Origin of the sequence: Aeromonas sp. R7-5 (genome assembly GCF_040908015.1) — a bacterium.
Taxonomy (GTDB): Bacteria; Pseudomonadota; Gammaproteobacteria; order Enterobacterales; family Aeromonadaceae; genus Aeromonas; species Aeromonas caviae.
Genome location: NZ_JBFOCZ010000033.1, coordinates 747,188 through 768,587, shown reverse-complemented (window position 1 = coordinate 768,587; position 21,400 = coordinate 747,188). Strand labels below are relative to the sequence as shown.

The window sequence follows — 21,400 nt, the reverse complement described above, 5'->3', positions numbered from 1 at the left end:
GACTCCGTCGGTGTGTAGCGCAGCCAGGTAGCGCATCTGCATGGGGTGTAGAGGGTCGGAGGTTCGAATCCTCTCACACCGACCAAATTCCCCGAGAAAGGCCTTGTCAGACGACAAGGCCTTTTCTTTTATGGTCTTCCACCGCGATTGTCTCTCCAACCCCTTTATGCTGTAGTAAAACCCCCTTTGCCAAGCGGCCCGCATCATGTTGCCTTCCCTTCGTACTTTCTGCACCCTTGCCCTCAGCGCCCTGCTGGTCGGCCAGCTCGCGGGCTGCGCCACCGCCTATGACAGTGAAAAATCGTTCTGGAATGGCCAGACCGGTTTTTCACAGACCCAGCTTGGCCCGGCCCGCTGGCAACTGGAGTTTGTGGGCAACGATCTGGTGGACAGGGAAACGGCGCGCAAATACGTGCTCAAGCGGGCCGGTGAGGTGGCACTGGCAAAGGGATACCCCTGGATTCGGGTCGAGACGCTGACCCTGTCGCGGGATGCCGTCAGGGTCACCCCGACCCGCCCCCAATTCGGGTTCGACGAGTACGAGCCAGACACCTTCATGGACGACATGCAGGTGGAACATCGCACCTCGGCCCTGCTCGTCTTCACCCTGGAGGCCAGCCCCCGGGACGCACAGAGCATGGAAGCCGTTTATCTCGCAAAAATTAAAATAAACAGCGATTAATACAAATAAATCACAAGATACATATCAAATGCAGCTAACAACAGCGCAAAACTCCGAAACAAGTCACTGGATTTCCCCTTCGCGATTAGGCATGCTCCAGCACACCGGCTGTCTGGATTCCACCGCCCGGATCACAAAAAAGGACTGAGGCGGCCCCTCGCCGCCTGCACAGGCATTGCACCTATCGAAACCGGAACTCCCCCATGAAAATGAACAAGTTGACCGTTGCCATCCTCATTGCGATGTTGCTTGGCATCGTGACCGGGCAGGGTTATCGCCTGCTCGCGCCCGCACAGGCCGCAGGCTTTGCCGATGACATCACCCTGCTGACCGACATCTTCCTGCGCCTCATCAAGATGATCATCGCCCCCCTGGTGTTCACCACGCTCGTGGTCGGTATCGCCAAGATGGGTGACACCCGCACCGTGGGCCGCATCGGCGTCAAGACCCTGGGTTGGTTCATGCTCGCCTCCTTGATGTCCCTGACCCTGGGGCTGGTCATGGTCCACCTGATGCAACCTGGGGTGGGGCTCTCCCTCTCCCTGCCCGATGACGGCACCAGCTCCGGCGTGGTTGCCACCGCCATCTCCCTCAAGGATTTCGTGACCCACGCCATCCCGAAAAGCGTGGTCGAGGCGATGGCCACCAACGAGATCCTGCAGATCGTGGTCTTCTCCCTCTTCTTCGGGCTGGCCGCCGCCGCCCTGGGGGACGACGCCAAGCCCGTGGTCAAGCTGATGGCCAGCGGCGCCGAGATCATGCTCAAGGTGACCGGCTACGTGATGAACTTCGCCCCGTTCGCGGTGTTTGGCGCCATCGCCGCCATGGTCGCCAAGGAGGGGCTCGGCATCCTCGCCACCTATGGCACCTTCATGGCCCAGTTCTATCTGGCGCTCGGCTGCCTCTGGCTGCTGCTCATCGCCATGGGCAGCCTCTTCATCCGCCGCCGCATCCTGACCCTGCTCGCCCTCATCCGCGAGCCCATCCTGCTGGCCTTCTCCACCGCCAGCTCCGAGGCTGCCTACCCCAAGACCCTGGACAGGCTGGAGAAATTTGGCTGTGACAAGCGCATCGCCAGCTTCGTGCTCCCCATGGGCTACTCCTTCAACCTGGACGGCTCCATGATGTACTGCACCTTCGCGGTGATGTTCATCGCCCAGGCCTATGGCATCGAGCTCTCCACGGCCCAGCAGATCACCATGCTGCTGCTGCTGATGGTTACTTCCAAGGGAATGGCCGGGGTGCCTCGCGCCTCCCTGGTGGTGATTGCCGCCACCCTCAACCAGTTCCACATCCCGGAAGCGGGCATCCTGCTGCTGCTCGGTATCGACCACTTCCTCGACATGGGGCGCTCCGCCACCAACGTGCTGGGCAACGCCATCGCCGCGAGCGTGGTGGCCAAGAGCGAAGACAGCCTGGGGGAGACCGCCCCCCTCGGCGAGGTGGACACCGCCAAGGCGTGATCCCCTGACCCCCATGACAACGGCCCGCCTCTGCGGGCCGTTGTCATATGCCTGATGGGCACGCCGCGCCTCAACACCAGCGCCTGACCTGACGGCAGTAGTCGTCATAGGCATCGCCGAATTGCCGCCGCAGCGCCTGCTCCTCTGCCAGGATCTGGAAGCGGGTAAGCCAGCCCCAGAGCAGCAGTGGCCCGAGCCACACTGCCATGCCTCCTAGATAGCACGCCAGCGCCAGGGTCCAGCAGAGCAGCCCCAGGTACATGGGATTGCGGCTGATGCGATAGACGCCCCGAGTCACCAGCACCCGGCTGCTCTCCAGCCGCTGGGGGTTCACGGTGGTGCGCTGCTGCCAGAAATGCAGAAGCGCACCGCCTCCCAGCAGGGCTCCCGCCAGCCACAGCGTGGCGACCAGCACCAGCCACAGGGGCGCTGCCCTCCCCTCGCCCCGCCCCAGCCACATGGCGAGCACGATGACGACGAACAGCAGCAGCGGTGGAATCCGCAACGTCAGCTTCATATTTTCTTCCTGCAACACGTGCCACGATTGACGCCGTTGAGATACACTCCCAGAGTCGGCATCTGGATAAAAAGTGAAATATATCATTAGCATAGCAACATGCCATGACCAGCCCTGCCGCAGCTCGCCTCAGCGATGAGCCCAGCCTCAACTCAAGACAATAAGAAAGGACTTGCCCCATGCACAAGAAAACACTGCTCGCGACCCTGATCTTTGGCCTGCTGGCCGGCCAGGCGGTCGCCGCCCCCTATCTGCCGCTCGCCGACGACCACCGCAACGGTCAGGAACAGACCGCCGCCAACGCCTGGCTGGAAGTGGATCTCGGTGCCTTCGAGCACAACATCCAGACCCTGAAGAATCGCCTCGGTGACAAGGGCCCGCAGATCTGCGCCATCATGAAGGCGGACGCCTACGGTCACGGCATCGACCTGCTGGTCCCCTCGGTGGTCAAGGCAGGCATCCCCTGCATCGGCATCGCCAGCAACGAAGAGGCCCGCGTGGCCCGCGAGAAGGGCTTCGAAGGTCGCCTGATGCGGGTGCGTGCCGCCACCCCGGATGAAGTGGAGCAGGCCCTGCCCTACAAGCTGGAAGAGCTCATCGGCAGCCTGGAGAGCGCCAAGGGGATCGCCGACATCGCCCAGCGCCATCACACCAACATCCCGGTGCACATCGGCCTGAACTCCGCCGGCATGAGCCGCAACGGCATCGATCTGCGCCAGGACGATGCCAAGGCCGATGCCCTGGCCATGCTCAAGCTCAAGGGGATCACCCCGGTCGGCATCATGACCCACTTCCCGGTGGAGGAGAAAGAGGACGTCAAGCTGGGGCTGGCCCAGTTCAAGCTGGACTACCAGTGGCTGATCGACGCCGGCAAGCTGGATCGCAGCAAGCTCACCATCCACGCCGCCAACTCCTTCGCCACCCTGGAAGTGCCGGAAGCCTACTTTGACATGGTGCGCCCGGGCGGCATCATCTATGGCGACACCATTCCCTCCTACACCGAGTACAAGAAGGTGATGGCGTTCAAGACCCAGGTCGCCTCCGTCAACCACTACCCGGCGGGCAACACCGTCGGCTATGACCGCACCTTCACCCTCAAGCGCGACTCCTGGCTTGCCAACCTGCCGATGGGCTACTCCGACGGCTACCGCCGCGCCATGAGCAACAAGGCCTATGTGCTGATCCATGGCCAGAAGGCCCCCGTCGTGGGCAAGACCTCCATGAACACCACCATGGTGGACGTCACCGACATCAAGGGGATCAAACCCGGTGACGAGGTGGTCCTGTTCGGACGCCAGGGTGATGCCGAAGTGAAACAATCTGATCTGGAGGAGTACAACGGTGCCCTCTTGGCGGACATGTACACCGTCTGGGGCTACACCAACCCCAAGAAGATCAAGCGCTAAGCAAATTGCTGGCATGAAAAAGGGCTCCCGAAGGAGCCCTTTTTACTGCACCGTTCACGCCGCCTTTTTGCGGGTCATCAGCAGACTCAGCCCCATGGAGACCAGCAGGATCAGCGCCACCACGCCAAGGGCGATGCCGGTCGGTATCTTGAAGATATCGAGCAGCAACATCTTGACCCCGATGAACATCAGGATCAGCGCCAGGCCGTATTTGAGCAGGGCGAAGCGATCGGCCACCCCGGCCAGCAAGAAGTACATGGCGCGCAGCCCCATGATGGCGAAGATGTTGGAGGTGAGCACGATGAAGGGATCCGTGGTCACCGCGAAGATGGCCGGAATACTGTCCACCGCGAAGATGAGGTCGCTCACCTCCACCAGCACCAGGATGAGCAGCAGCGGGGTCGCGTAGCGCACACCGTCACGCCAGACGAAGAACTTCTCTCCCTCCAGCGTCTCGGTCACCTTGAAGCGACGACGCATCCAGCCGAGCAGGGCATTGTTCTCGAGATCCGGCTCCTTGTCGGCCGCCCACAGCATCTTGGCACCGGTCAGCAGCAGGAAGGCCCCGAACAGGTAGAGGATCCAGTGGAACTGCTCGATGAGCCAGCTGCCCGCGAACACCATGCCGGCGCGCATCACGATGGCCCCCAGCACCCCGTAGAGCAGGACCCGGCGCTGCAGCTCCGCCGGGATGGCGAAGTAGCCGAACAGCATCAGCCAGACGAAGACGTTGTCCACCGCCAGTGCCTTTTCGATGAGGTAGCCGGTGAGAAACTCCAGCCCCTTCTGGTTCGCGATTTCGCGCCCGGCACTGTGATCCAGCCAGAGCCAGATGGCCAGGTTGAACAGGAGCGCCACGCTGACCCAGATGAGAGACCAGATGCCCGCCTCTTTCAGCGACACCTTGTGCGCCTTGCCGCCACCGACAAAGCGGATATCAATCCACAACAGGACCAGCACTATGCTGAAGAAACCGGTCCACATCCACCATTCACCCATTTTCACTTCTCCCAAAACGACAAAACCCACGGCCGGGAGGCAGTGGGTTCGCGTTTGGAGCAGATACACCTTGCCTCTCGGCAAGGTCTCACTTACAGCCGATTGACATCGACTGCCCGGCTGCCGGGTGCACTGCAGGATATGGGTGCACCGTAATGACGACAAACCGGCGAGAAGTTACTCCCCTTGTGCGGCGGATAGTAGCAGCGACAACCGCTGGCGCCAAGAGGCATCTTATCCCCCATGCAATAAAAAGGGCGCCAGCACGCGCCCTTCTCGATACGGTTCTCCTTAGAACCTGTTTATGAGCTGTCGCGAGAGGTCGTCAACAAGGTAAAGAGCAGCGCATGAGCCTTGATCACGGCCTCGCAGCAAGATCGTTAACAGGTTCTCAGAGCGGATCCACCTTGAGACAGGAAACCGCGTGGTCGAAGTTGCCCTCGAGCTGGGGCCGGGTCTTGGCGCACTCCGGGCCTGCCACCGGGCAGCGGGTGCGGAACACGCAGCCGGAGGGCGGATTCATGGGGGATGGCAAGTCCCCTTCCAGGATCTGGATGACCTTGCTGCGCTCCAGATCCGGATCCGGGATGGGGACCGCCGACATCAGCGCCTTGGTATAGGGGTGCAGGGGATTGGCGAAGATCTCCTTGCCGGTCCCCAGCTCCACCGCGTTGCCCAGGTACATCACCAGCACCCGATCGGAGATGTGTTTGACCACGGAGAGGTCGTGGGCGATGAAGATGAGGGAGAGCCCCATCTCCTTTTGCAGGGATTTGAGCAGGTTCACCACCTGAGCCTGGATGGAGACATCCAGCGCCGAGACCGGCTCGTCACAGATGATCATCTTGGGCTCGAGGATGAGCGCCCGGGCGATGCCGATGCGCTGGCACTGGCCGCCGGAGAACTCATGGGGGTAACGGTTCACCAGGTTCGGCAACAGACCCACCTTGGTCATCATGGCGCGCACCTTCTCCTTCACCTCTTCCCTTGCCAGGGTCGGGTAGAAGGTGATGAGGGGCTCGGCGATGATGTCCCCTATGGTCATGCGGGGGTTCAGGGAGGCCAGCGGGTCCTGGAAGATCATCTGGATCTCCTTGCGCTTCTCCCGCAGGGCGTTCTGCTCGAGTTTGGTCAAGTCCTGCCCAAGCCACACCACCTTGCCGTCGGTGGCCGGTACCAGGCCGATGAGGGCACGGGCGAAGGTGGATTTGCCGCAACCGGACTCCCCCACTACGCCCAGGGTCTCTCCTTCGTAGAGGCGCAGGGTCACCCCGTCCACCGCCTTCAGGGCGGAGGGCTTGGCCCAGGGCCAGGCCTTGTCACTCTTGATATGGAAGTGAACCTTGAGGTCGGACACTTCCAGCAGCAGTTTCTTGTCAGTACCCATTTAGTTCACTCCCTTGATCATGGCATCCGATACCCAGTGGCACGCCCGCTCCCGGCCGTCGTTGAACGGCGTCAGGATCGGCGATTGCTGGCCACAAATCTCGCTCACCCGGTGGCAGCGCTCCTGGAAGGGACAGCCGGTGGGCAAACGCAGCAGGTTGGGCGGATTGCCCGGAATGGTGGGCAGCTCTTCCCCTTCGGTGTCGAGGCGGGGAATGGCGCGCAGCAAGCCTTCGGTATAGGGGTGGCTCGGGCGATAGAAGATATCGTTGACCCGGCCGTACTCCATGGTCCGGCCTGCGTACATCACCAGCACCTTGTCGCAGATGCCGGCCACGACGCCAAGATCGTGGGTGATCATGATGATGGCGGTGTTGAACTCGCGCTTGAGCTCGTTCATCAGGGTCATGATCTGGGCCTGTACCGTCACGTCCAGCGCCGTGGTCGGCTCGTCGGCGATGAGCAGCTGCGGCCGGCACAGGAGCGCCATGGCGATCATCACCCGCTGGCGCATGCCGCCGGAGAACTCGTGGGGGTACATGTTCATTCGCTTGCGCGACTCGGGGATCTTCACCGCATCCAGCATGCGCACCGACTCCTCGAAGGCGGCAGCCTTGGTCATCCCCTTGTGCAGCATCAGCACTTCCATCAGCTGATCCTTGACCTTCATGTAGGGGTTGAGCGACGTCATGGGGTCCTGGAAGATCATGGCGATCTTCTCGGAGCGGATCTTGTTGAGCTTGTGCTCCGGCAGATTCAGGATCTCGTCCCCCTGAAATTTGGCCGAGCCGGTGATGACGCCATTCTTGGCCAGCAGCCCCATGATGGCAAAGGCAGTCTGGGACTTGCCTGAGCCTGACTCCCCGACGATCCCCAGGGTTTCGCCGGCAGAAAGAGAAAAGTTGAGGTCGTTGACGGCCACCACATTGCCGTCCGGGGTCTTGAACTCGACCCGCAGATCTTTCACATCCAGTAATTTCATCTCAGTACTCCTTATCGCGCTGTCGTGATGGGGGCCTGCCCGTGGTGAACGCGGTGCGTTCCCTGAACGGGTCTGATGGCCCCTTGGCGTCTTGCCGGTCCCTGGGTATCAGCGATCCTTGGGATCCAGGGCATCACGCAGACCATCCCCGAGGAAGTTGAAGCAGAACAGGGTCACCACCATGAAACCGGCGGGGAACAGGAGTTGCCAGATGGCCACTTCCATCGACTTGGAGCCTTCATCCAGCAGGGCGCCCCAGCTGGTCATGGGCTCTTGCACGCCCAGACCCAGGAAGCTCAGGAAGGATTCGAACATGATCATCCCCGGCACCAGCAGGGTGGCGTAAACCGCCACTATGCCGAGCACGTTGGGCACGATATGACGGGTGATGATCTTCCACTTGGAGACGCCGCAGACGTGGGCCGCCTCGATGAACTCCTTGCTCTTGAGACTCAGGGTCTGGCCGCGCACGATCCGCGCCATGTCGAGCCAGCTCACCGCCCCGATGGCGAGGAAAATGAGGGCCAGGTTGCGACCGAAGAAGGTCACCAGCATGATCACGAAGAACATGAAGGGGAAGGCGTTGAGGATCTCAAGCACGCGCATCATCAGGCTGTCGACCCGGCCGCCGATGAAGCCGGACGCGGCGCCGTAGAGGGTACCGATGATGACGGCCACCAGGGCCCCCATGATGCCGACCATCAGGGAGATGCGTCCGCCGAGCAGGGTACGCACGAACAGGTCGCGCCCCAGGCTGTCGGTGCCGAACCAGTGGCCGGTCTCCATGTCCGGGGCACTCTGCATGGCCCCCCAGTCCGGGTCATCGAACGTGTACTGGGACAGGTGGGGCCCCACGATCACCGCCAGACCGATGATGGTCAGGATGATGAGGCTGGTCAGGGCCGCCTTGTTGCGCAGGAAACGGCGACGGGCATCCTTCCACAGGGAGCGTCCTTCCACCACTTCCACTTTCTGGGCGAACGCCTCGACGGCTTCGCGCTTTTCAGTTGTGACTACCATGATGTACTCCCGGCTTAGTAACGGATCTTGGGATCGATGACGGCATAGAGAATATCGACCACGGCGTTAAAGGTGATGGTGAGGGCGCCGACCAGAATGGTCAGACCGAGCACCATGGAGTAATCACGGTTGAGGGCACCGTTGACGAACAGCTGGCCGATCCCCGGCAGGCCGAAGATGGTCTCGATGACCACGGAGCCGGTGATGATGCCCACGAAGGCCGGTCCCAGATAGGAGACCACCGGCAGCATGGCCGGGCGCAGCGCGTGCTTGAGGATGATGTGACGCAGGGGCAGCCCCTTGGCGCGGGCGGTACGGATGAAGTTGGAGTTCATGGTCTCGATCATGCTGCCGCGCATGATGCGGGAGATGGCCGAGATGTAGTACATCATCATGCCGAACACCGGCAGTACCATGAACTGGGCGCCGCCCCCCTGCCAGCCCCCCGCCGGGAACCAGCCCAGATAGATACTGAAGAAGAGCACCAGCAGCGGTGCCAGCACGAAGCCGGGGATCACCACCCCGGCCATGGCCGACGACATCAACAGGTAGTCGATGAGGGTGTTCTGTTTCAGGGCCGCAATGGTCCCGAAGGTGACCCCCAGGGTCACTGCCAGCAGGAAGGCGACCGAGCCTATCTTGGCGGAGACAGGCAGGGCCTGGCTCACCAGATCATTGACGGTGAAGTCCTTGTATTTGAAGGAGGGCCCCAGATCCCCCTGGACTAGGTTGCCGAGGTAAGTGAGGTATTGCATGCCGATGGGCTTGTCCAGGCCATATTTGGCTTCGATGTTGGCCAGGACTTCCGGCGGCAGGGCGCGTTCGCTGGTGAAGGGGTTACCCGGGGCGAAGCGCATCATGAAGAAGGAGACGGTGATCAAGACCAGCAGAGTCGGGATCGCTTCCAGTAGACGTTTAAGGATGAATTTCAACATAGACATTTCCTGTCCTGTACTGCTTCCAAAGGGTCGCGGTTGTAATAAAGGCCCGCCGTCTGGCGGGCCCTGCTTGTTATGCGACTTGTTTCTTTACTCAGTGAGCAACGATGTACATGTCTTTGCTGTAGATGTTGTCCAGCGGGTTGGCCGGGTAGCCGCCCACGTAGGGCTTGACCATGCGGGAGGTCACGTACTGATAGATGGGGGCGATCGGCATGTCCTTGGCCAGGATCTCTTCGGCCTGGACATAGAGCTTGTTGCGCGCCTCGGCATCCACCTGGTTGCGGGACTCGCTCATCAGCTTGTCGAACGTCGGGTTGGAGTATTTGCCGTCGTTGTTGCCGTGGGTGGTCTGCATCAGATCCAGCATGGAGGAGGCTTCGTTGTAGTCCGCAATCCAGCCGGCGCGGCCCACGTCGAAGTTACCCTGCTTCTTGGTCTCCAGGTAGGTCTTCCACTCCTGGTTCACCAGGCTCACCTGCACGCCGAGCTTCTTCCACATGGAGGCGACGGCCACGGCCACCTTTTTGTGGTTGTCATCGGTGTTGTAGAGCAGCTCGAACTTGAGCGGCTTGCCCGGGCCGTAACCGGCTTCGGTCAGCAGCTCTTTCGCCTTGGCATCGCGCTCTGCCTGGGTCAGCTTGGACCAGGCCGGCGCCACCGGCTTGAAGCCGTCCACGAAATCAGGCACCAGGGTGTAGCCCGGGGTTTCGCCCTTGCCCATCACCTTGTCGGCGATCACGTTGCGGTCGATGGCATAAGAGAGGGCGGTACGCACCCGCACGTCATCAAACGGCTTGTGCTTGAAGTTGTACTGGTAGTAGTAGGTACCGACATAGCCGCTCACCTTCACCTCGTTCGGCAGCTCTTTCTTCATCTGCTTGAAGCGCTCGATGGGCATGTTGTAGGTGAGATCCACTTCGCCAGCCAGATAGCGGTTCAGCTCGGCGTTGGTGGACTGGATGGGCAGGTAGGTCACCTTGTTGATGACGGTCTTGCCGTTGTTCCAGTAGTTGGGGTTGCGCTCGACGTCGACGCGCTCGTTGACCACCCAGTCCTTCAGCACGTAGGCGCCGTTGGATACCATGTTGCCGGGCTGGGTCCACTTGTCACCGAACTTCTCGATCACCTTCTTCGGGACCGGATAGGTGGTGGTGTGGGAGAGCATGCTGACGAAGTAAGGCACCGCCTTCTCCAGCTGCACCTCGAAGGTGTGATCGTCCACCGCCTTCACGCCCAGGGTGTCGGCCGGCTTCTTGCCCGCGATGATGTCGGAGGCATTGATGATGGTCGGGATCTCCATGTACCAGGAGTAGGGAGAGGCCGTCTTGGGATCCACCGCGCGCTGGAAGGCAAAGACGAAGTCATGAGCGGTGACGGGATCCCCGTTGGACCACTTGGCATCCTTGCGCAGGTGGAACACGTAGTGTTTGTTGTCCTTGGTTTCCCAGGACTCGGCGACGCCGGGCAGGGTTTCGCCCTTGGGGCCGGAGGAGACGAGACCTTCGAACAGGTCACGCAATACGTTGGATTCGGGGGTACCTTCCACTTTCTGGGGATCCAGGGTGGCGGGTTCGGAACCATTGCCTTTCACCAGGGTTTGCTCGGGAGCAAGCTTGGTACCGGCGGGGACATCGGCGGCGTGAGCCAGGGTGGCGCCACCGAAAAGTGCAGTCAATAAAAGGGTATTAATAATTGTTTTTCTATGAGTCATTTCCATACTCCAACAAGAACATTCCATGCATTTGTTATCCACGAGACAAACACCTCGCTGCCCGCATAATTCCCTGACAATTCTGATAATGCAATAGATATCATCAGGAACAGGCCGCTTTCATGGTCAAAAAAACAACTTAAAACCATTTATTCAGCATTTAAATATCCCGCGGCGGTCATTTTTCGTACAAGGCCGCTCGATTCTAGGAAATGACCAACAAAAAAGAAACAATAAAAAGCCGGTCACAAGGACCGGCTCCGACAAAAACGGACCTGGCTCACACCAGACCGGGGAAGACTCCCTTGATGCCCGCCACGATGATCTCGATGCCAAGGGACATCATGATGAGACCCATGATACGGGTCACCACGTTGATGCCGGTGTTGCCCATCAGCTTGAACAGCAGGGGAGCGGCGCGGAAGATGAGCCAGGAACAGCAGGCAAACGCCACCACCACCACGAACATGCCGGCCATCTGGGGCAGGGTCTTCTGGCTGGCATAGACGATGGAAGAGGAGATAGCACCGGGTCCGGCCATCAGCGGCAGTGCCAGGGGCACCACGGCAATGGATTCACGCACAGCCAGTTCACCCTTCTCCTGCTTGTTGTGCTTCACCTCCCCCAGCTTGCCCTGCAGCATCGACCAGGCGATCAGGGTAATCAGCGAGCCACCGGCAATGCGAAACGACGCCAGGGAGATGCCGAAACTGTCGAGGATGAGCTGTCCCATGCACATGGAGACCATCAGGATGATCATCACGGCAATGTGGGCGGTGGTGTTGGTCTTGCGTCGCTCCTCCGGCGACATGTGGCCCGTCAGGCTAACAAAGACCGGCAACAGACCCAGCGGGTTGATGATCGCAAACAGGCCGACGAAAAATTTCAGGTATAAAGAGAAGTCTATTGCTGCCATAGGCGCCATCCAGAACCAATACGAGCCACAAGGGGCCAGCCCCCAAACTGCGCGTAAATTTACACCATGGCTTTTCCCTTCTCCAATCAAATAATCTCACCCTTACCGGGGCTTTTTAGTTAGTTCCGCTAATGTAGCGACAAAATTCAACATATCGGGTTGTTAAGGGAGAGAGGCCGCCATTAACATCGCTTGGTACCATGGCAGCGCGTTATATCAACCCTCAGCCAAGAAACGATATTTTCGGTAAATGGCACCCTTGCTTCTCACCACACCCGCTTGCCGCCCCCACCCGCTCCTATGACCCCGATTTTTGGCCTTTTTCACCCTGATGCGGCGCCAGTGGGGCCGGCTGTAAAGAGGTGACAAGCTCCCTGCCACCGCCAGATGTGCTGTTTCGCCAGGGCGACTGGATGAAAACAACAACCCCTTTCTCAACATAAATGAAACGTCAGGGGGCTGGGCGTTCTGCCACCATCACGGCGATACCGCCTCCCCCCATCCCGGTCAAGGCGAGAATTCATCGGATCCCCTTCCCTGAGCAGATATTCCAAGGGCGCATGACAGCAGCTCGTGATGCCAAGAAAGGATGACACACTCCCGTAACATAGTGGAGCGACAAGGGGTGAAACAAAATTTCTTTTGTTCTTTTGTTACATATGATCCAGATCAATCTTTTCTGACACATCCCGACCCTATAATCGAGCCAGAAAACAGTTTACTAAGGCATGTAAATACCCCGTTATGGTGATTCTCGCCTTGACAAGGTGGCTATAATTGCCGGGCATTGCCAAGGTCTTACTAAACAGTTTTCAAATCATCAGGAGATAAACATGGCAGTAACCAATTTGGCTGAACTGGATGCACTGGTTGCCCGCGTCAAAGAAGCACAGCGTCAATTCGCCAGCTTCTCGCAAGAGCAGGTAGACAAGGTCTTCCGTGCCGCCGCCCTGGCCGCCAGCAACGCCCGTATCCCCCTGGCCCAGATGGCCGTGGCTGAATCCGGTATGGGTATCATCGAAGACAAGGTCATCAAGAACCACTTCGCCTCCGAATACATCTACAACGCCTATAAAGATGAAAAGACCTGCGGCATCCTGAGCCAGGACGACGAGATGGGCACCATCACCATCGCCGAGCCGGTAGGCATCATCTGCGGTATCGTACCGACCACCAACCCGACTTCCACTGCGATCTTCAAGGCCCTCATCTCCCTGAAGACCCGCAACGCCATCATCTTCTCCCCGCACCCCCGCGCCAAGAACTCCACCAATACCGCTGCCAAGCTGGTACTGGATGCTGCCGTGGCTGCCGGTGCGCCGAAAGACATCATCGGCTGGATTGATCAACCCTCCGTCGAACTCTCCAACGCCCTGATGCGTCACGACGACATCAACCTGATCCTGGCCACTGGTGGCCCGGGCATGGTGAAGGCCGCCTACTCCTCTGGCAAACCCGCCATCGGCGTGGGTGCGGGCAACGTGCCCATCGTCATCGACGAAACCGCCGACGTGAAGCGTGCCGTCGCCTCCATCCTGATGTCCAAGACCTTCGACAACGGCGTGGTCTGTGCCTCCGAGCAGGCTGTCATCGTGGTCGACTCCATCTACAACCAGGTCAAGGAGCGTTTCGCGACCCACGCCGGCTACATCCTCTCCAAGGAAGAAGCGGACAAGGTGCGTAAAGTGCTGCTGATCAACGGCGCCCTGAACGCCGACATCGTGGGCCAGCCGGCCACCAAGATCGCCGCCATGGCCGGTGTGACCGTGCCTGCCACCACCAAGATCCTCATCGGTGAAGGTCTGGAACTCTGCGCAGAAGACGAGTTCGCTCACGAGAAACTCTCCCCGACGCTGGGTATGTTCCGTGCCAAGAACTTCGAAGAAGCCGTCGAAATGGCCTGCGACATGGTCAACATCGGTGGTATCGGCCACACCTCCGGTCTCTATACCGACCAGGATCGCAATGCCGACCGCATCAAGTACTTCGGCGACAAGATGAAGACCGCCCGTATCCTCATCAACACCCCCTCCACCCAGGGTGGTATCGGTGACCTGTACAACTTCGCGCTGGCCCCGTCCCTGACCCTGGGTTGCGGCTCCTGGAGCGGTAACTCCATCTCCGAGAACGTCGGTCCCAAGCACTTGATCAACAAGAAGACAGTCGCAAAACGGGCAGAAAATATGCTGTGGCACAAACTTCCGAAATCCATCTACTTCCGTCGTGGTTCCCTGCCGATCGCCCTGGGCGACCTGGAAGGCAAGAAGCGCGCCATGGTAGTGACCGACCGCTTCCTGTTCAACAACGGCTATGCCGATGAAGTGGTTCGCCTGCTCAAGAAGCTGAACATGGAAGTGGAGATCTTCTACGAAGTGGAAGCCGACCCCACCCTGTCCGTGGTCCGCAAGGGCGCCGAGATGGCCAACTCCTTCAAGCCGGACGTGATCGTCGCCCTGGGTGGTGGTTCCCCCATGGATGCCGCCAAGATCATGTGGGTCATGTACGAGCACCCGGATACCGCGTTCGAAGACCTGGCCATGCGCTTCATGGACATCCGCAAGCGTATCTACAAGTTCCCGAAAATGGGCATGAAGGCCGAACTGGTCTGTATCACCACCACATCCGGTACCGGTTCTGAAGTGACCCCGTTTGCGGTCGTGACCGACGACGCCACCGGCATGAAGTACCCGCTGGCCGACTACGAGCTGACCCCCAACATGGCCATCGTGGATGCCAACCTGGTGATGGGCATGCCCAAATCCCTGTGTGCCTTCGGTGGTATCGACGCCGTGACCCACGCCATGGAAGCCTATGTCTCCGTGCTGGCCAACGAATACTCCGACGGTCAGGCACTGCAAGCCCTGAAACTGCTGAAGGACTACCTGCCCTCCAGCTACATCAACGGCGCCAACGACCCGGTTGCCCGCGAGAAGGTGCACAACGCCGCCACCATCGCCGGTATCGCGTTTGCCAACGCCTTCCTGGGTGTGTGCCACTCCATGGCCCACAAACTGGGTGCGGAGTTCCACATCCCCCACGGTCTGGCCAACGCCCTGCTGATCAGCAACGTCATCCGTTACAACGCGAACGACAACCCGACCAAGCAGACCGCGTTCTCCCAGTACGACCGTCCGCAGGCTCGCCGTCGCTACGCCGAAGTGGCTGACCACCTGGGCCTGACCGCTGCCGGTGACCGTACCGCCGCCAAGATCGAGAAGCTGCTGACCTGGCTGGACGAGCTGAAGGCCACCCTGGGGATCCCGGCCTCCATCCGCGAAGCCGGCGTGAACGAAGCGGACTTCCTGGCCAAGGTAGACCAACTGGCGCTGGAAGCCTTCGATGACCAGTGCACCGGCGCCAACCCGCGCTACCCGCTGATCACCGAGCTGAAAGCCATCCTGATGGACACCTACTACGGCCGTCCCTTCATCGAGGAAGCCCCTGCTGCCGCCCCGGTTGCAGCCAAGGTCGACGCCAAGGTGGACAACAAGAAAAAATCCAAGGCCTGATAAACGCCACGGATGACAAGAGCCCGCGCACATGCGCGGGCTTTTTTGTTTGTCTATCTGTTTAATTTTGCTAGCTTGTTGATAGGCAAATTCGACAGAAGAGCTAGTCCATGGCGCTGATACAGGCCTCCATCGAGCAGTTGAGAGTCGGCCACTACATCCATCTTCCCACGGGATGGACGAGCCACCCTTTCATGTTCAACGCCTTCAAAATCAAGGACCAGCAACAGCTCGACATCATCCGCCACCTCGACCTGACCCTGCTGATGGTGGATCCCGACAAGAGCGATCTGCCGGTCGAGCCCCTGCTGCGGGCCGAACCCGTCCCCTCGCTTGAGATGAGCGACACCGGGGATACCACCTCCTCTTCTGAGGGCCCCACCTTCGACGAAAAGGCGTTCAGGCGCTCCCTTCGCATCGCGGACAAGGCGTTCGGTCAATCCCTGTCAGATCTTCGCGACGCCCTTGGCGCCCTCAACCTCAAACCGGACGAAGGCCTGGCCAATACTGCGCAGATAGTGCGCAGCACCGCCGCCCGTCTGGCAGAACACCAGGGGCCGCTCGGTCTGCACCTCATCCGCAGCCAGAACACGGATACCCTGCTGCAACACAGCCTGAGCGTGGCCTTCATCGCCATGCTGATGGCACGGGAGCTTGGCATGAATCCCGTCGAGATCGAGGAGACCGGTCTGGCGGGCCTGATTCACGACATCGGCGAGCTCAGGATCCCGAGCCAGATCATCCAGAAGCGGGGGGAGCTCAGCAAGGCGGAGCAGAATTTCCTCAACATGCACCCCCAGTACGGACTGGAGATGCTCAACCAGTTGCAGGCTTTCGAACCCAGGATCCGCGAGGTCGCCTACCTGCATCACGAACGCCTCGATGGCAGCGGCTTTCCCCTCGGGATCAAGGGCGACAAGATCCCCCCCCTCGCCCGACTCATCGGGCTGGTGGATCATTATGACGAGCTGCTTCATCCGCGCAGCGGCCTGAACCCGCCGGGACCCAGCCAGGTGATCGGCCAGCTCTACAAGCTCTCCCAGAAGAAGTTCGAGCAAACCCAGGTCAGGTTGCTGATAAAGGTGCTGGGGGTCTATCCGCCGGGTTCCCTGGTGCGCCTGGATGACGATGCCCTGGCCCTGGTGCTCTCCACCGAGCCCAGCATGCCCCTCAGACCCAAGGTGCTGCCCTACCTCAAGGGACAGCGACCGGAAGGGGTGGCCATGATCGATCTGCGGGAAGATGCGCGAAGCATCGTCGCCACCCTCAGACAGGAAGAGCTGGACGACGCGCAGCGCGCCTTTTTCGGTCTGGGTCGGCGGGTCTGTTACTATTTCGCCTTCTGAGTTATCCCCAGAAGCTGGGGATAACTCATTGGACAAACCTGAATAATTGCTCAGGTCCCCTCGAAATCGTCCACCATTGGAGCTGGATAAAAAACGCCCAGCCGATGGCCGGGCGGAGCATGCCACCTCCGTGTGGCGTATCCGGTGGATACCTTCATGCTCGTATCAGCAATATCAAGCGGGCGCAGGTTACACAAATATCAATTTAACATGCTGATTTTATATGGTTTTATTTTTCCATTCTGGCAAACTGCCGCAGCGTTCAGCCCGCAGCCCGCATCAAGACGGGCTCAGGCTCACCCTGCGTCATGACAACGCCCGGCTCCGGCATGGTGTTTGAGGAAGCTTTTTTATGCAACTAGTCCTCTCTCTGCTCCAGCAGATGAGTGTCAGTCTGGTCATCGCCTACCTTTTTTCCAAGAGTCCCCTGCTGCGTCCCCTGGCCAACTACTCCGTCAGGCTGCCCCACAAGGTGCTCATCTATGTCATCTTCTCCTGCTTTTGCATCCTGGGAACCTATGTGGGCCTCGACATCGATGACGCCATCGCCAACACCCGCGCCGTTGGTGCCGTACTGGGGGGACTGCTGGGCGGCCCCCTGGTGGGATGCCTGGTGGGGCTGACCGGCGGCCTGCACCGCTATACCCTGGGGGGGTTCACCGATCTCGCCTGCGCCATCTCCACCACCTGCGAGGGGCTGTTGGGGGGGCTGGTTCACTGGCGGCTGATGCGGGCAGGCAGGGTCAATGACCTCTTTGCGCCCAGGGTCGCCTTCTTTACCACCTTCGTGGCCGAGATCATGCAGATGGTGATCATCCTGCTGGTCGCCACCCCCTTCGACAAGTCCCTGCTGCTGGTGCGCACCATCGCCACCCCCATGATCCTCGCCAACTCCTGCGGGGCGGCGCTCTTCATCAGCATGATCCGCGACCAGCAGCGGATGTACGAAAAGTTCTCCCGGGTCTTCTCCGCCAAGGCGCTCACCATCGCCAACCGTACCGTCGGCATCATGAGCCAGGGGTTCACTCCGGAGGCCAGCGGCAAGATAGCCCATATCGTTCAGGAAGAGACCGGCGTCGGCGCCGTCGCCATCACGGACACCGACAAAATCCTCGCCTTCATCGGCACCGGGGAAGATCACCACAAGCCGGGCACCCCCATCACCTCGGCGATCACCCTGCAAGCCATCGCCCAGAACAAGGTGCTGTTCGCCGATGGCAACAGCCAGCCCTATCGTTGCAGCATCTCCCCCCAGTGCCAGCTCGGCTCCGTGCTGGTGATCCCCCTGCAGGGTGACGAGGGGGTGATCGGCACCATCAAACTCTATGAGCCCAAGAAGCGGCTCTTCCTCAAGATCAATCACACCCTGGGAGAAGGGATCGCCAACCTGTTGTCCCAGCAGCTGCTGGCAGGCCGCCTGGAGCAGCAGCAGCGCCTGCTGGTGCAATCCGAGCTCAAGCTGGTGCAGGCACAGATAAACCCCCACTTCCTGTTCAACACCCTCAACACCATCAGCGCCATTACCCGCCGCGATCCGGGACGGGCACGGGAGCTGCTGCTGCACCTCTCCCGCTTCTTTCGCAACAACCTCAAGCGCCAGAGCGGCCTGACCACGCTGCGTGAGGAGCAGGAGCACTGCCTCTCCTACCTGGAGATAGAGCAGGCCCGCTTTGGCGAGCGGCTCACCGTCATCAACGAGATCCCGCCCCACCTTGCCGAGGTGCAACTGCCGAGCTTCACCCTGCAGCCCCTCATCGAGAATGCCATCAAGCACGGCATCTGCTCCCTGCTGGGAGAGGGGCGACTTCGCCTCTTCGCGAGGGAAACCCCCGAGGCGATCACCCTTTGCGTCGAAGACAACGCCGGGGCCTGGCAGCCATCCGGCCAGGGGGATGGTCTGGGGATGAGCCTGGTGGACAAGCGCCTCAAGAGCGCCTTTGGCGAGCGCTATGGCATTGACGTCCAGTGGGAGCCGGAGCAATGGACCCGGGTCTCCCTGACACTCCCACGACAACCCCGCACCACCGCCAAGGAGATGACATGATCCGCACCCTGATCGTCGATGACGAGCCCTATGCCCGCGAAGAGCTGGCAGAGCTGCTGGCCAGCGATCCCGACATCGAGATCCTGGGCATGGCGGGCAACGCCATCGAGGCGCTCGGCCTCATCCAGCAACTCAAGCCGGATGTGGTGTTTCTCGATATCCAGATGCCCAAGCTCAGCGGCATGGAGCTGGTGGCCATGCTCGATCCCCTGCCCCGCATCGTCTTTGTCACCGCGTTCGACGACTACGCCATCCAGGCCTTCGAGGAGAACGCCTTCGACTACCTGCTCAAGCCGGTGGAGCCGGCGCGCCTCGCCAAGACCCTGGCGCGGCTCAGGCAGGACATCACCCCGCAACCGGTCGGGACCCTGGCCCCGACCATCCACCATATCCCCGGATACCTGCACAACCGGGTGCGGCTGCTCCCAACCTCCCAGGTGGAGTACGCCTTCTCCGATCTCGGCGGCGTCCATGTCGCCTGCCAGGGCGAGCTGTTTCACACCCAGCTCACCCTCAAGTCCCTCGAGGAGAAGACCCCGCTGCTGCGCTGTCACCGCCAGTATCTGGTGGCCCCGGCCGCCATCTTCGAAATCCGTTTGCTGGATAATCAGCTGGCGGAGATCGTGACCCCGAGCGGGGCCCGGGTACCGGTCAGCCGCCGCTACCTCAAGGAGCTAAAAGACGAGCTGGGACTGGAATAAAGCGGGGCGCGATGTGCGCCCGATCACAGCGGACAACCGCTCGGGTCGCCATGTCGCCGCTCACCCACTTTCACCTGCCGTTAACAGAAGTCCCCACCTACACTGGCTGCGCACACCAAAAAATAACAAAGCAGGAGCGTAGCAATGATCTGGTTCTTCCTCTGTGTCGGCTTGTTGATAGCCGGCTACTTCGTATACGGCAAATTCATCGAACGGATATTCGGGCCCAAACCCGAGTTGAAGACCCCCGCTATCACCATGGCGGACGGGGTGGACTATGTCCCCATGTCGGACAAGAAGGTCTACCTGGTGCAACTGCTCAACATCGCAGGCGTCGGCCCCATCTTCGGCCCCATCCTGGGTGCCCTCTATGGTCCGGTCGCCATGCTCTGGATCGTCTTTGGCTGCATCTTCGCCGGTGCGGTCCACGACTACTTCTCCGGCATGCTGTCGGTACGCGCCAGGGGCGCCTCGGTGCCGACCGTGGTCGGTGAGCACCTGGGCACCGCCGCCAAGCACTTCATGAACCTCTTTGCCGTGGTGCTCCTGATGCTGGTGGGCGTGGTCTTCGTCCTGAGCCCGGCGGGCCTGCTCGCCAACCTCACCTCCACCGATCTGGTCTACTGGATTGCGGCCATCTTCGCCTACTACATCCTCGCGACCATCGTCCCCATCGACAAGATCATCGGTCGCTTCTACCCCATCTTCGGCGCGCTGCTGGTCTTCATGTCCGTCGGCCTCATCATCGGCCTCATCGTCTCCGGCAAGGGCTTCTACAACACCGGGATGGACTTCTCCAACCTGCACCCGACGGACCTGCCGCTCTGGCCGCTGCTGTTCATCACCATCGCCTGTGGTGCCGTCTCCGGTTTCCACGCCACCCAGTCCCCGCTGATGGCGCGCTGCATGCAGAACGAGAGCTCCGGTCGCTTCATCTTCTACGGAGCCATGATAGGGGAAGGGATCATCGCCCTCATCTGGTGCACCCTGGGTCTCTCCTTCTACGACAGCACCGAGGCACTCAACGCCACCCTGGCCAGCGGCGGCCCCTCTGCAGTGGTGCACGAAGTCTCCACCAGCCTGCTCGGTACCGTGGGCGGCATCCTGGCGATCCTCGGCGTGGTGATCCTGCCCATCACCTCCGGTGACACCGCGTTTCGCAGTGCCCGCCTCATCGTGGCGGACTTCCTGAACCTGACCCAGAAGCCCATGGCCAAGCGTCTGCTCATCGCCATCCCCATGTTCATCCTTGGCTTCATCATCTCCAAGGCCGAGTTCGGGGTGATCTGGCGCTACTTCGGCTGGGCCAACCAGACCACCGCCGTCATCATGCTGTGGGCTGCTGCCGCCTACCTCATCAAGGAAGGCAAACTGCACTGGGTATGCACCATTCCCGCCATCTTCATGACCGCAGTGGTCATCACCTACCTGGCCAACGCCCCCATCGGTTTCGGCCTCGAGATGAATGTTTCCACCATCATCGGTCTGGTGAGCACCGCCCTCATCACCCTCGCCTTCCTGGTGAAATTCAGGCCCGCGCTGATCAACAAGCCCAGCGAAAGTTAATCCACGCCAACCATGTCAAAAAAGGAGCCGTCAAGGCTCCTTTTTTTGCTGAACATTTCCCTTCAGCAATGCCATACTCCCAGCGTAAGTCCTTGTCATGGATACGACTTTACGGACTTGCCCCCAATAACATCAGCGTCTGTTTTGGCGACTTGGAAACCACTTAAGCTTCAGTACAACAAAACAACTTAAGATTTCGGGCCCGACAGGA

Annotated in this window: 16 protein-coding genes and 1 tRNA gene; 9 read left to right on the top strand and 8 right to left on the bottom strand. The window is 60.4% G+C overall.

The annotated features are described in order from the left end of the window. Positions 1-8: 8 nt before the first annotated feature. The 3 genes from AB5Y53_RS19000 (at position 9) to AB5Y53_RS18990 (ending at position 2,145) form a co-directional block, all read left to right on the top strand. Positions 9-85 (top strand) — tRNA-Pro (locus AB5Y53_RS19000). Positions 86-205: 120 nt separating this feature from the next. Beyond that, entirely contained in the window at positions 206-682 is a 477-nt protein-coding gene (locus AB5Y53_RS18995) for a hypothetical protein (RefSeq protein WP_041212844.1), read from the top strand. Between the two features lie 203 nt (positions 683-885). Beyond that, on the top strand, positions 886-2,145 hold the full coding sequence (locus AB5Y53_RS18990) for a dicarboxylate/amino acid:cation symporter (protein WP_045525467.1): 1,260 nt from the start codon (positions 886-888) through the stop codon (positions 2,143-2,145). A gap of 70 nt (positions 2,146-2,215) precedes the next feature. Here the strand turns inward: AB5Y53_RS18990 and AB5Y53_RS18985 are convergent, their stop codons facing one another. Then, complete coding sequence (locus AB5Y53_RS18985) at positions 2,216-2,662, bottom strand: isoprenylcysteine carboxylmethyltransferase family protein (protein ID WP_368182880.1); 447 nt, start codon at positions 2,660-2,662, stop codon at positions 2,216-2,218. A 179-nt stretch (positions 2,663-2,841) separates the two neighbouring features. Here AB5Y53_RS18985 and alr point away from each other — a divergent pair, with 179 nt between their 5' ends. Continuing rightward, positions 2,842-4,068 (top strand): alanine racemase, encoded by a 1,227-nt coding sequence (gene alr, locus AB5Y53_RS18980; protein WP_109422472.1) that lies wholly within the window; start codon positions 2,842-2,844, stop codon positions 4,066-4,068. A 54-nt stretch (positions 4,069-4,122) separates the two neighbouring features. Here the strand turns inward: alr and AB5Y53_RS18975 are convergent, their stop codons facing one another. From AB5Y53_RS18975 to AB5Y53_RS18945, 7 genes are all read right to left on the bottom strand, one after another. After that, complete coding sequence (locus AB5Y53_RS18975; protein WP_368182878.1) at positions 4,123-5,067, bottom strand: TerC family protein; 945 nt, start codon at positions 5,065-5,067, stop codon at positions 4,123-4,125. A 391-nt stretch (positions 5,068-5,458) separates the two neighbouring features. Then, entirely contained in the window at positions 5,459-6,454 is a 996-nt protein-coding gene (oppF, locus tag AB5Y53_RS18970) for a murein tripeptide/oligopeptide ABC transporter ATP binding protein OppF (protein WP_039038982.1), read from the bottom strand. Further along, a complete protein-coding gene (locus AB5Y53_RS18965) occupies positions 6,455-7,435 on the bottom strand; it encodes an ABC transporter ATP-binding protein (protein ID WP_039038983.1) in 981 nt (326 codons plus the stop codon). It abuts the gene before it with no gap. Between the two features lie 108 nt (positions 7,436-7,543). Continuing rightward, positions 7,544-8,455 carry an oligopeptide ABC transporter permease OppC gene (oppC, locus tag AB5Y53_RS18960; RefSeq protein ID WP_010674331.1) on the bottom strand — a complete coding sequence of 304 codons (912 nt, stop codon included), beginning with the start codon at positions 8,453-8,455 and terminating at the stop codon, positions 7,544-7,546. Between the two features lie 14 nt (positions 8,456-8,469). Next, positions 8,470-9,390: an oligopeptide ABC transporter permease OppB gene (gene oppB / locus AB5Y53_RS18955; protein WP_010674330.1), complete on the bottom strand. Its 921-nt coding sequence runs from the start codon at positions 9,388-9,390 to the stop codon at positions 8,470-8,472. A 97-nt stretch (positions 9,391-9,487) separates the two neighbouring features. Then, positions 9,488-11,107: an ABC transporter substrate-binding protein gene (locus AB5Y53_RS18950; protein ID WP_368182875.1), complete on the bottom strand. Its 1,620-nt coding sequence runs from the start codon at positions 11,105-11,107 to the stop codon at positions 9,488-9,490. Positions 11,108-11,387: 280 nt separating this feature from the next. After that, positions 11,388-12,023: a YchE family NAAT transporter gene (locus AB5Y53_RS18945; RefSeq protein ID WP_368182872.1), complete on the bottom strand. Its 636-nt coding sequence runs from the start codon at positions 12,021-12,023 to the stop codon at positions 11,388-11,390. A gap of 833 nt (positions 12,024-12,856) precedes the next feature. Here AB5Y53_RS18945 and adhE point away from each other — a divergent pair. The 5 genes from adhE to AB5Y53_RS18920 all read left to right on the top strand — a co-directional run bounded on the left by adhE (position 12,857) and on the right by AB5Y53_RS18920 (position 21,189). Further along, a complete protein-coding gene (gene adhE, locus AB5Y53_RS18940; RefSeq protein WP_368182870.1) occupies positions 12,857-15,532 on the top strand; it encodes a bifunctional acetaldehyde-CoA/alcohol dehydrogenase in 2,676 nt (891 codons plus the stop codon). Positions 15,533-15,642: 110 nt separating this feature from the next. Further along, entirely contained in the window at positions 15,643-16,878 is a 1,236-nt protein-coding gene (locus AB5Y53_RS18935; RefSeq protein WP_202043897.1) for an HD-GYP domain-containing protein, read from the top strand. 352 nt (positions 16,879-17,230) lie between these two features. Then, entirely contained in the window at positions 17,231-18,922 is a 1,692-nt protein-coding gene (locus AB5Y53_RS18930; protein WP_045525458.1) for a sensor histidine kinase, read from the top strand. After that, positions 18,919-19,623 carry a two-component system response regulator BtsR gene (btsR, locus tag AB5Y53_RS18925; protein ID WP_151027625.1) on the top strand — a complete coding sequence of 235 codons (705 nt, stop codon included), beginning with the start codon at positions 18,919-18,921 and terminating at the stop codon, positions 19,621-19,623. The genes AB5Y53_RS18930 and btsR overlap by 4 nt, the downstream gene beginning before the upstream one ends. Positions 19,624-19,767: 144 nt before the next feature. After that, positions 19,768-21,189, top strand: coding sequence for a carbon starvation protein A (locus AB5Y53_RS18920; RefSeq protein ID WP_201894801.1), 1,422 nt, complete (start codon positions 19,768-19,770; stop codon positions 21,187-21,189). The last annotated feature ends 211 nt before the right edge of the window (positions 21,190-21,400 follow it).